The 11,870-nt window shown below is 68.2% G+C and carries 10 protein-coding genes; all 10 read left to right on the top strand.

The genetic code is table 11. The features are described from left to right. Positions 1–114: 114 nt before the first annotated feature. Positions 115–1,638: a histidine ammonia-lyase gene (gene hutH / locus NQV17_RS34810; protein WP_124894109.1), complete on the top strand. Its 1,524-nt coding sequence runs from the start codon at positions 115–117 to the stop codon at positions 1,636–1,638. A 4-nt stretch (positions 1,639–1,642) separates the two neighbouring features. Continuing rightward, the gene (hutC, locus tag NQV17_RS34815) at positions 1,643–2,338 is read left to right on the top strand and encodes a histidine utilization repressor (RefSeq protein WP_257775715.1); all 696 of its coding nucleotides are present in this window, start codon (positions 1,643–1,645) and stop codon (positions 2,336–2,338) included. Between the two features lie 39 nt (positions 2,339–2,377). Next, positions 2,378–4,066: a urocanate hydratase gene (gene hutU, locus NQV17_RS34820; RefSeq protein ID WP_044847653.1), complete on the top strand. Its 1,689-nt coding sequence runs from the start codon at positions 2,378–2,380 to the stop codon at positions 4,064–4,066. Positions 4,067–4,068: 2 nt separating this feature from the next. Further along, the gene (locus NQV17_RS34825) at positions 4,069–4,680 is read left to right on the top strand and encodes a HutD family protein (protein ID WP_257775716.1); all 612 of its coding nucleotides are present in this window, start codon (positions 4,069–4,071) and stop codon (positions 4,678–4,680) included. 4 nt (positions 4,681–4,684) lie between these two features. Beyond that, positions 4,685–5,908, top strand: a complete 1,224-nt coding sequence (hutI, locus tag NQV17_RS34830; protein ID WP_257775717.1) for an imidazolonepropionase — start codon at positions 4,685–4,687, stop codon at positions 5,906–5,908. 151 nt (positions 5,909–6,059) lie between these two features. After that, the gene (locus tag NQV17_RS34835) at positions 6,060–7,436 is read left to right on the top strand and encodes a formimidoylglutamate deiminase (RefSeq protein ID WP_257775718.1); all 1,377 of its coding nucleotides are present in this window, start codon (positions 6,060–6,062) and stop codon (positions 7,434–7,436) included. A gap of 60 nt (positions 7,437–7,496) precedes the next feature. Beyond that, complete coding sequence (gene hutG / locus NQV17_RS34840; protein WP_124489555.1) at positions 7,497–8,294, top strand: N-formylglutamate deformylase; 798 nt, start codon at positions 7,497–7,499, stop codon at positions 8,292–8,294. Positions 8,295–9,024: 730 nt separating this feature from the next. Next, positions 9,025–9,831 carry a gamma-glutamyl-gamma-aminobutyrate hydrolase family protein gene (locus tag NQV17_RS34845; protein WP_257775719.1) on the top strand — a complete coding sequence of 269 codons (807 nt, stop codon included), beginning with the start codon at positions 9,025–9,027 and terminating at the stop codon, positions 9,829–9,831. 12 nt (positions 9,832–9,843) lie between these two features. Then, a complete protein-coding gene (locus NQV17_RS34850; RefSeq protein WP_044847659.1) occupies positions 9,844–11,181 on the top strand; it encodes a glutamine synthetase family protein in 1,338 nt (445 codons plus the stop codon). Between the two features lie 38 nt (positions 11,182–11,219). Beyond that, positions 11,220–11,870: aminotransferase class III-fold pyridoxal phosphate-dependent enzyme (locus NQV17_RS34855; protein WP_257775720.1), on the top strand; the 651-nt coding region annotated here is incomplete at its 3' end.

Consider the following 11,870-nt stretch of genomic DNA (forward strand, 5'->3'; position numbering starts at 1 on the left):
GCGCCGGACATCAGGGAAACTCCCGAGTCGGAATTATGAAAAACGGGTTGTCTAGACAAGTCGCGATGGCTACACTGCAATCCATCCCGAACTTGTCTAGACAGGATTGCTCACATGATTACGTTGACCCCCGGCCACCTGACCCTTCCGCAACTGCGCAAGATCGCTCGCGAATCCGTGCAGCTCAAGCTCGACCCGGCGAGCTTCGCGAAGATCGACGCGGGCGCGAAGGCCGTCGCCGACATCGCGGCGAAGGGCGAGCCGGCATACGGCATCAACACGGGTTTCGGCCGCCTGGCCAGCACGCACATCCCGCACGACCAGCTCGAGCTGCTGCAGAAGAACCTGGTGCTGTCGCATGCGGTCGGCGTGGGCGAGCCGATGGCGCGCTCGTCGGTGCGTCTCCTGATGGCACTGAAGCTGTCGAGCCTCGGCCGCGGCCACTCGGGCATCCGCCGCGAAGTGATGGACGCGCTGATCACGCTGTTCAACGCCGACGTGCTGCCGCTGATCCCGGTGAAGGGCTCGGTCGGCGCATCGGGCGACCTGGCACCCCTCGCGCACATGTCGGCCGTGCTGCTGGGCGTCGGTGAAGTGTTCATCCGCGGCGAGCGCGCCAGCGCGCTGGACGGTCTGCGCGTCGCGGGCCTCGCGCCGCTGACGCTGCAGGCGAAGGAAGGCCTGGCGCTGCTGAACGGCACGCAGGCGTCGACCGCGCTGGCGCTCGACAACATGTTCGCGATCGAAGACCTGTACCGCACCGCGCTGGTCGCGGGCGCGCTGTCGGTCGACGCGGCAGCCGGCTCGGTGAAGCCGTTCGACGCCCGCATCCACGAACTGCGCGGCCATCAAGGCCAGATCGACGCGGCCGCGTCGTACCGCGACCTGCTCGAAGGCTCGCCGATCAACCAGTCGCACCGCGACTGCGACAAGGTGCAGGATCCGTACAGCCTGCGCTGCCAGCCGCAGGTGATGGGCGCGTGCCTGGACCAGATGCGCCATGCAGCCGACGTGCTGCTGGTCGAAGCGAACGCCGTGTCGGACAACCCGCTGATCTTCCCGGATACCGGCGAAGTGCTGTCGGGAGGCAACTTCCACGCTGAACCCGTCGCATTCGCGGCCGACAACCTCGCGCTCGCCGCATCGGAAATCGGCGCGCTGGCCGAGCGCCGCATCGCGCTGCTGATCGACGCGACGCTGTCGGGCCTGCCCCCGTTCCTCGTGAAGGACGGCGGCGTGAACTCGGGCTTCATGATCGCCCACGTGACGGCGGCCGCGCTGGCATCGGAAAACAAGACGCTCGCGCACCCGGCGTCGGTCGACTCGCTGCCGACCTCGGCGAACCAGGAAGACCACGTGTCGATGGCGACGTTCGCCGCGCGCAAGCTCGCCGACATCGCGGACAACACGAAGCACATCCTCGCGATCGAACTGCTGGCCGCCGCCCAGGGCGTCGACCTGCGCGCGCCGTACCACACGAGCCCGAAGCTTGCGCCGGTGATGGAAACGATCCGCGGCAAGGTTGCGCACTACGAGCTCGACCACTACTTCGCACCGGACATCGCGGTGATCGCGAAGCTCGTTGGCGAGCGCGCGTTCGCGAAGGTCGCGCCGTTCTCGTTCGCATCGGAACAGTAAGCCCATGAGCGCGCCGGTCTACCAGGAGATCAAGGATTTCATCCTGGGCCGCATTCACGCCGGCGAGTGGGCGGAGGGCGACCAGGTGCCCTCCGAGAACGAACTGGCCCGCGAGTTCAAGGTCGCGCGCATGACCGTCAACCGCGCGTTGCGCGAGTTGACGGCCGAGCAGGTGCTGACGCGCATGAAGGGCGCCGGCACCTACGTCGCGCGGCCGAAGTACGAGTCGACGCTCGTCGCGATCCGCAGCATCTCGGAAGAGGTCGACGCGCGTGGGCATGCGTACCGCGCCAGCGTACTCGGCCTCGAGACGATCCGCGCCGACGAGGCGCTCGCCGACGAGATGCAGATGGCCGTGCGCGCGAAGCTGTTTTATTCGCAGGTGTTGCACTTCGAGAATGACGAACCCGTCCAGCTCGAGGAACGGTGGGTGAATCCGGCGGTCGCGCCGGATTATGCCGAGCAGGATTTTACGAACACGACGCCGAACCTGTACCTGATGCGCGCGGCCCCGCTGCAGCGCGTCGAATACCGGATCGAAGCGGCGGCTCCGGTGCCCGAGCGGCGCGAGCAGCTGCGGATGGACGACGTCGAGCCGTGTCTGGTTTTACATCGGCGCACCTGGTCGCAGGGCGTCGTCGCCTCGGTGGCGAATCTGTGGCACCCCGGCAGCCGTTATCGCTTCACCGGGCATTTCTGATTCCTATTTGATCTTCATTTTCCTTCGGGAGCAGTCGTCATGAACCATCCGAAACACATCGATCCCCGTCTCGATCCGACCCGCACGATCCGCGCGCCGCGCGGCAGCGAGAAGGTCTGCAAGACCTGGCTGGCCGAAGCGGCCTACCGGATGATCCAGAACAACCTGGATCCGGAAGTCGCCGAGCATCCGCACGCGCTCGTCGTGTACGGCGGCATCGGCCGCGCGGCGCGCAACTGGGAATGCTACGACCAGATCCTCGCGTCGCTGAAGGATCTCGAAGAGAACGAGACGCTGCTGATCCAGTCGGGCAAGCCGGTCGGTGTGTTCCGCACGCACAAGGATGCGCCGCGCGTGCTGCTCGCGAACTCGAACCTGGTGCCGCACTGGGCGACCTGGGATCACTTCCACGAGCTCGACCGCAAGGGCCTGATGATGTACGGCCAGATGACGGCCGGCAGCTGGATCTACATCGGCAGCCAGGGCATCGTGCAGGGCACCTATGAAACCTTCTTCTCGGTCGCGAACCAGCACTTCAACGGCGATCCGTCGGGCCGCTGGATCCTGACGGGCGGCCTCGGCGGCATGGGCGGCGCGCAGCCGCTCGCCGCGACGATGGCCGGCTTCTCGATGATCGCGGTCGAATGCGACGAGACGCGCATCGACTTCCGCCTGAAGACGCGCTACGTCGACAAGAAGGCGACGACGCTCGACGAAGCGCTCGGCATGATCGACGAAGCGAAGCGCACCGGCAAGCCGGTGTCGGTCGGCCTGCTCGGCAACGCGGCCGACGTGTTCGCGGAGCTCGTGACGCGCGGCATCACGCCGGACTGCGTGACCGACCAGACGAGCGCGCACGACCCGATCAACGGCTACCTGCCGCAAGGCTGGACCGTCGCGCAATGGCGCGAAGCGCAGAAGGTCGATCCGCAGAGCATCGTGAAGGTCGCGAAGCAGTCGATGGCCGTGCAGGTGCGCGCGATGCTGACGCTGCAGGAGCGCGGCGCCGCCACGCTCGACTACGGCAACAACATCCGCCAGATGGCGCTGGAAATGGGAGTCGAGAACGCATTCGACTTCCCGGGCTTCGTGCCGGCCTATATCCGCCCGCTGTTCTGCGAAGGCAAGGGCCCGTTCCGCTGGGTCGCGCTGTCGGGCGATCCGGAAGACATCTACAAGACCGACCAGAAGGTGAAGGAGCTGATCCCCGACGATCCGCACCTGCACAACTGGCTCGACATGGCACGTGAGCGCATCGCGTTCCAGGGCCTGCCGGCACGGATCTGCTGGGTCGGCGTGAAGGATCGCTATCGCCTCGGCCAGGCGTTCAACGAGATGGTGAAGAACGGCGAACTGAAGGCCCCGATCGTGATCGGCCGCGACCACCTCGACACCGGTTCGGTCGCGAGCCCGAACCGCGAGACGGAATCGATGAAGGACGGTTCGGACGCCGTCAGCGACTGGCCGCTGCTGAACGCCCTGCTGAACACCGCAGGCGGCGCATCGTGGGTGTCGCTGCACCATGGCGGCGGCGTCGGCATGGGCTTCTCGCAGCACTCGGGCGTCGTGATCGTCGCCGACGGTACCGCCGAAGCGCACGAGCGTCTCGGCCGCGTGCTGCTGAACGATCCGGCGACGGGCGTGATGCGCCATGCGGATGCCGGCTACGAACTCGCGCAGCAGACGGCCCGCGAAGCCGGCCTGAAGCTGCCGATGCTCGGCCGCTGAGCATGACGGCGCTCGACCAGGCGCCGGTGAACGCGACGATGATCCGCGCGGCGGATCTCGTCGCGTCGCCGTGGAAGAACGGCGGCGGCGTGACGCGCGAGATCGGTGCGTTTCCTCCTGGCGCCGCGCTCGATGCGTTCGCGTGGCGCGTGAGCGTCGCGGACGTCGGCGCGGCCGGTCCGTTCTCGCGTTTCGACGGGATCGACCGCACGCTCGTGCTGCTGTCCGGCGCGGGCATGACGCTCGCCGAAGAAGGGGGCGCGCGCCACGTACTCGACGCGCCGCTCGCCCGGGCGGACTTCGCCGGCGAAACGGCGATCGACGCGACGCTGCACGACGGCGCGACGCGCGACTTCAACCTGATGACGCGCCGTTCGGCCGCGCGCGGGACGCTCGACGTGTGGCCCGAAGGCACGCACCGCGCCGAGCGCGCCGATACCGTCCTGCTGTTCTGCGCGACGGGCGCGGTCGGCGTCGAGATCGACGGCGCGCACTACGCACTGCAGGAAATGGACACGCTGCGGCTCGACGGGCCGCAGCGTGCGTTTGACGTCGTCGTGAGCGGAGGCGGCGCGCTGCTCGCCGTGTCGCTCGCCGTCGGCGAACGAGACTGAACGCATGAAACCGACTGTCTGGCATCACCTGAGGCTGTGTCCGCACGGCCATCCCGACGAAACGATCGACGACGCGGCGATCGCGGTCGACGAAACCGGCACGATCGTGTGGCTCGGCGCGTTGTCCGCGCTGCCGCACGGTTATGCGCACTGGCAGCGGGAAGACCTGCACGGCGCGTGGGTGACGCCGGGCCTCGTCGACTGCCATACGCACCTCGTGTACGGCGGCACGCGGGCCGACGAATTCGCGCAGCGCCTCGCCGGCGTCAGCTACGAGGAGATCGCGCGGCAGGGCGGCGGGATCGTGTCGACGGTGCGCGCGACGCGCGCGGCCGACGAGACGACGCTGTTCGTGCAGGCCGCCGCGCGCCTGCAGCCGCTGCTCGCCGACGGCGTGACGGCGATCGAGATCAAGTCGGGCTACGGGCTCGACCTCGCGAGCGAGCGCAAGATGCTGCGCGTCGCGCGCCAGCTCGGCGAGCGCTTCCCGGTCACGGTCTACACCACGTTCCTCGGCGCGCACGCGCTGCCGCCGGAATATACGGGCCGTGCGGATGAATACATCGACGAAGTGTGCAACCGGATGCTGCCGGCGCTCGCCGATGAAGGCCTCATCGACGCGGTCGACGTGTTCTGCGAGCGCATCGGCTTTTCGCTCGCGCAGACCGAGCGCGTGTTCGAGGCCGCGACGCGGCGCGGGCTGCCGGTGAAGCTGCACGCGGAGCAGTTGTCGAACGCGGGCGGCACCGCGCTTGCCGCGCGTTATCGCGCGCTGTCCGCCGACCACCTCGAATTTCTCGACGAAGCCGGCATCGAGGCGATGAAGGCGGCCGGCACGGTCGCCGTGCTGCTGCCCGGCGCGTATTACTTCATTCGCGAAACGCAATTGCCGCCGATCGAGCTGCTGCGCAAGCATGGCGTGCCGATCGCGCTCGCGACCGATCACAACCCCGGCACCTCGCCGCTCGAATCGCTGCTGCTGACGCTGAACATGGGCTGCACGCTGTTCCGCATGACGGTGCCCGAGGTGCTGCAGGGCGTGACGCGCCATGCGGCGGCGGCGCTCGGCCGCGCGGATCGTCACGGTGCGCTCGAGATCGGCCGCCAGGCCGATTTCGCGGTCTGGTCGGTCGGCTCGCTGTCGGAGCTTGCTTACTGGATCGGCCGGCCGCTGTGCGAGCAGGTCGTGCGCGGCGGCGCGACGGTGTTTCGCCGGATGAACGGCTAGTTTTTGCGGGGGACCGGACGACGCGCCGAAGCGTCGGCCCGGTCGATCGCCACGGGGCGGAAGCGGGCGCTGAAGCGCCGGCTCCTGCCAACCGGGGCATGGGACCGGACCGGCGCTTCAGCGCGCCGAATCCGGTCAACAAGGACTCACGATGACCGACTCTATGTTGTTCGCGGACCATGCTCGGCTGCCCGATGGCTGGCGCCGCAACGTGCTGCTGCGCTGGGACGCGGCCGGCACGCTGACCGACGTGACGCCCGACACCGACGCGCCGGCCGGCGTCGCGCGCGCGGCCGGGCCCGTGCTGCCCGGCATGCCGAACCTGCATTCGCACGCGTTCCAGCGCGCGATGGCGGGGCTCACCGAATATCGCGCGAATCCCGCCGACAGCTTCTGGAGCTGGCGCGACCTGATGTACCGCTTCGCGCTGAAGATCACGCCCGACGCGCTCGCGGCGATTGCGCGCTGGCTGTACGTCGAGATGCTGAAGTGCGGCTACACGTCGGTGTGCGAATTCCACTACGTGCATCATGCGCAGGATGGCTCGCGCTATCCGCAGATCGCGGAACTCGGTGCGCGCGTGGTCGATGCCGCGCGCTCGGCCGGCATCGGCATCACGATGCTGCCCGTGTCATACCAGTTCGCCGGCTTCGGCAACAAGCCGCCGCGCGACGACCAGCGCCGCTTCATCAACACGCCGGACGGCCTGCTCGAGCTGCTCGACGCGATGCGCCGCGTCGCGCCCGAGCACGGCGGCCTGCGCTACGGCGTCGCGCCGCACTCGCTGCGCGCGGTGTCCGAGAACGGCTTGCGCGTGCTGCTCGAAGGCCTTCCCGACGACGCGCCGGTGCATATCCATATCGCCGAACAGACGGCCGAAGTCGACGATTGCGTGCGCGCCTACGGCGCACGTCCCGTGCAATGGCTGCTCGATCGTTTCGACGTCGATGCGCGCTGGTGCCTCGTGCACGCGACGCACGTCGATGCGGCCGAAACGGCCGCGCTCGCGAAACGTCGCGCGGTGGCCGGCCTGTGCCTGACCACCGAGGCGAACCTCGGCGACGGCGTGTTCCCGGCGCTCGACTATCTCGCGCAGGGCGGCGTGATCGGCGTCGGCTCGGACAGCCATGCGTCGGTCGACTGGCGCTCGGAACTGCGCCTGCTCGAATACGGGCAGCGGCTCGTGCATCGCGCGCGCAACGTGCTCGCGAGCGACACGCAGGCGCATGTCGCCGACCGGCTGTTCGACGCGTCGCTCGCGGGCGGCGCGCAGGCGAGCGGGCGGCACATCGGCGCGCTGCGTGAAGGCTGCCGCGCCGACTGGCTCGTGCTCGATCCCGATCATCCGGCGATCGCGGAGCACGACAGCGCGTCCTGGCTGTCGGGCACGGTGTTCGCCGAGCACGGCGATACGCCGGTGCTCGACGTCTACACCGGCGGCGAGCGCGTCGTGAGCGGCCGCCGCCATCGCGACGAAGCCGCTGCTTATGCCGACTACCGCGCCGCGCTGGCGCAACTGCTGCGCTGAATGCGCGGCCCCCGGCGCACGCCGCGCGCGTGCGCCGGCCGACTTTTACGGTGATGCGACATGACTGAACAACCGGCTGTATTCACGCTGAAGCAGGGCACGCTGCCGCTGCTGATCTCGATTCCGCACGCAGGCACCCACATCCCCGACGACATCGCCGCGACGATGACGCCCGACGCGCGCTTCGTCGACGATTGCGACTGGCACCTCGAGCGCCTGTACGGCTTCGCGGCGACGCTCGGCGCGTCGATCCTCGTGCCGTCGCACGCGCGCTACGTCGTCGACCTGAACCGTCCGCCCGACAACGAGAACCTGTATCCGGGGCAGGACACGACCGGGCTCGTGCCGGTCGACACGTTCGACAAGGCGCCGCTGTATCCGGCGGGCGCGCTGCCCGGCAACGACGAGATCATGCGCCGTCGCGACCGCTACTGGCGCCCGTATCACGACGCGCTGCAAGGCGAGATCGCGCGCCTGAAGCGCGAGCACGGCCGCGTGCTCGTGTGGGAAGCGCATTCGATCCGCTCGCACGTGCCGCGCTTCTTCGAGGGCCGCCTGCCGGACTTCAACTTCGGCACGTCGAGCGGCGCGAGCGCCGCACCGGGCCTTGCCGAGGCGCTGGCCGCATGCGTGAGCGCGCACGGCGGTTATACGGCCGTCGCGAACGGGCGTTTCAAGGGCGGCTACATCACGCGTCACTACGGCGTGCCCGCGACCGGCGTCGAAGCCGTGCAGCTGGAGCTGTCGCAGATCACCTACATGGAAGAGACGCGTCCGTATGCGTACGACGAAGCGCGCGCCGCGCGGATCGTGCCGCTGCTGCAGACGCTCGTCGAAACCGCGCTCGCGCATCGCTGATCCGTCGGCGCGCGCGCTGCGTGCGGCGGCACGGCGCGATGTCGCGCCACGGCCTGCCGGCGGGCCGTGCGCGCATTGATGCATCGCACAAAACGGCATCGACCCGAGTGGTCGATGCCGTTTTTTTTCGTCTGATTGATGTCGGGATCGGTACCTGAAAATTTGACGCAATTTTTGGTTGATATAAGCTGAATGTCAGGAAGTCGTCACGCGCGCCCCGGCCGCGACGGCGTCGATCAGCGCCGCACCGCGCCGGAATCCGTTGCGAGATACCTTGCCGACGTGTCGTCGCGCGGCATTGCCGCCCCCGCTTCATCGCGACACGTGTCCTGCCTTCATCAGTCAGTCGAGTACGATCGTGAAAGCCGCCAGCCCTTCGATACACCGGACCCGAAGTCCGTCGGCGGGCGCGCCGCCTCAGGCCGGGCCGATCCGGCATGCTGATCGCGGCACGCGCGCCGCCCCCATACGCGAGCCCCGCTTCTTCGCTGTGCCCCATCGCGGCCTGCGCCGCTTCAATGTCGTGACCGCGCACGTGTTCAGCGCGGTGCAGTGCGACGGCAGCGCTTCATTGTTGCCCTAGCGTCCTTTTCCGCTTTTGCATCGGATCGCACCGCCCGTTGCCGCACCGTCCGAGCGGCACGATCGCGCGTGGACGCGTGCAGCGCCATCGCGGGCGGCCATCGTCCTGCGCATCCGCACGCATCGCGCATTTATCGCGGAGGCGATCATGCGACCGTGCCCGCTCGTAGCCGTCACCGCCGATCGCGTCATGCGCGGCGCCCATCCGAACCACACGGCCGGGGAGAAGTATCTCGTCGCGCTGGTCGACGGTGCCGGCGCGCTGGCGTTCGTGCTGCCCGCGCTGGGGGCGCGGCAGCCGGTCGACGCGATCGTCGCGGCGATCGACGGGCTGCTGCTGACCGGCAGCTATTCGAACGTCGAGCCGCATCACTACGGCGGCCCGGCGAGCGCGCCCGATACCCTGCACGATCCCGCGCGCGATGCGACCGCGCTGCCGCTGATCCGCGCGGCGATCGATGCGGGCGTGCCGGTGCTCGCGATCTGCCGCGGCATGCAGGAGCTGAACGTCGCGTATGGCGGCACCTTGCATCAGCGACTGCATGCGAGCGCGGGCTTCCACGATCATCGCGAGCGCGACGGCGATCCGCTCGAGCGGCAGTACGGCCCCGCGCACCGCGTGCAGCTCGCGCCGGGCGGGCTGCTGCAACGGGTCGCGCACGGCGCGCACGACGCGATGGTCAATTCATTGCACGACCAGGGCATCGCGCGGCTCGGCGCGGGCCTCGCGGTCGAGGCGAGCGCGCCCGACGGGCTGATCGAGGCCGTGAGCGTGCGCGGCGCGCGTGCGTTCGCGCTCGGCGTGCAGTGGCATCCCGAATGGCGCCACGCGGAGCAACCGCTGTCGCGCGACATCTTCGCGGCATTCGGCGCGGCGTGCCGCGCGCGCATGACACACCGCATTCATGCGGCCGGCGGCACCATGCCGTCGCCGGCTGCATCCGACATCGACTGAACGAGGCCGATCATGCAACCCGAACTGAGCGAATTCCTGCGCCAGCACCGCATCACCGAAGTCGAGGCGATCATTCCCGACATGGCCGGCATCGCGCGCGGCAAGATCATTCCGCGCAACAAATTCGAGTCCGGCGAATCGATGCGCCTGCCGCAGGCCGTGATGGTGCAGACCGTCACCGGCGACTATCCGGAGGACGGCACGCTGACCGGCGTGACCGATCCCGACATGGTGTGCGTGCCCGATCCATCGACGATCTGCCTGATTCCGTGGGCCGTCGATCCGACTGCGCAGGTGATCCACGATTGCGTGCATTTCGACGGCTCGCCGGTCGAGATCTCGCCGCGCTACGTGCTGCGCCGCGTGCTCGACCTGTACAAGGAGAAGGGCTGGAAGCCCGTGGTCGCGCCCGAGCTCGAGTTCTATCTGGTCGACATGAACGCCGACCCCGACCTGCCGTTGCGTCCGCCGGTCGGGCGCACGGGGCGTGCGGAAACCGGCCGTCAGTCGTATTCGATCGAGGCGGTCAACGAGTTCGATCCGCTGTTCGAGGACATCTACGAATACTGCGAGATGCAGGGCCTCGACATCGAGACGCTGATCCACGAGGTCGGCGCCGCGCAGATGGAGATCAACTTCGTGCACGGCGACGCACTGTCGCTCGCCGACCAGGTGTTCCTGTTCAAGCGCACGGTGCGCGAGGCGGCGCTGCGCCACAACATGTATGCGACGTTCATGGCCAAGCCGATGGAAAACGAGCCGGGCTCCGCGATGCATATCCACCAGAGCCTCGCCGATGTGCACACCGGCCGCAACCTGTTCGCCGACGACGGCGGCGTCGTGTCGCCGATGTTCCAAAGCTATCTTGCGGGCCTGCAGAAATATACGCCTGCGCTGATGCCGATCTTCGCACCGTACATCAACTCGTATCGCCGCCTGTCGCGCTTCATGGCCGCGCCGATCAACGTGCAGTGGGGCTACGACAACCGTACGGTCGGCTTTCGCATCCCGCAGTCGACGCCGGTCGCGCGGCGCATCGAGAACCGGATTCCGGGCGTCGACTGCAACCCGTACCTCGCGTTCGCGGCGACGCTCGCCGCCGGCTATCTCGGTCTCACGCAGCAGCTCGCGCCGACCGAACCGATCGCGTCCGACGGCTACGACCTGCCGTACCAGCTGCCGCGCAACCTCGAGGAAGGCATCTCGCTGATGGCCGCGTGCACACCGCTCGCCGGCATTCTCGGCGACAAGTTCGTGAAGGCGTACCTGGCGCTGAAGGAAACCGAATATGAAGCGTTCTTCCGCGTGATCAGTTCGTGGGAACGCCGCCATCTGCTGCTGCACGTGTGAGCGTGCGCACGACCGCATCAAGGAACGACGGAGGAAACATGACGTACCGTAACGAACCCGCGTGGATCCAGCCCGCCGCGTCTGCGGCCCGCACGACGCAGGCACGCTCGACCGCCGAATACCGCGCGCTCGACGCCGCGCACCACATCCACCCGTTCTCGGACATGGGCGCACTCAATCGCGCGGGCAGCCGCGTGATCGTGAAGGCCGACGGCGTCTATCTGTGGGACTCGGACGGCAACAAGGTCATCGACGGGATGGCCGGCCTTTGGTGCGTGAACGTCGGCTACGGCCGCAAGGAACTCGCCGATGCCGCATATCGCCAGCTCCAGGAACTGCCGTTCTACAACACGTTCTTCAAGACGACGCACCCGCCGGTGATCGAACTGTCGGCGATGCTCGCCGAAGTGACGCCCGCGGGCTTCAACCACTTCTTCTATTGCAACAGCGGCTCGGAAGGCAACGATACCGTGCTGCGCCTCGTGCACCAGTACTGGCGCGTGCAGGGCAAGCCGCAGAAGAAATACGTGATCTCGCGCAGGAACGGCTATCACGGCTCGACGATCGCCGGCGGCACGCTCGGCGGGATGGGCTACATGCACGAGCAGATGCCGTCGAAGGTCGAGAACATCGTGCACATCGACCAGCCGTATTTCTTCGGCGAAGCGCAAGCCGGCGAGACGCCCGAA

Source organism: Burkholderia sp. SCN-KJ (genome assembly GCF_024656005.1).
Lineage (GTDB): Bacteria > Pseudomonadota > Gammaproteobacteria > Burkholderiales > Burkholderiaceae > Burkholderia.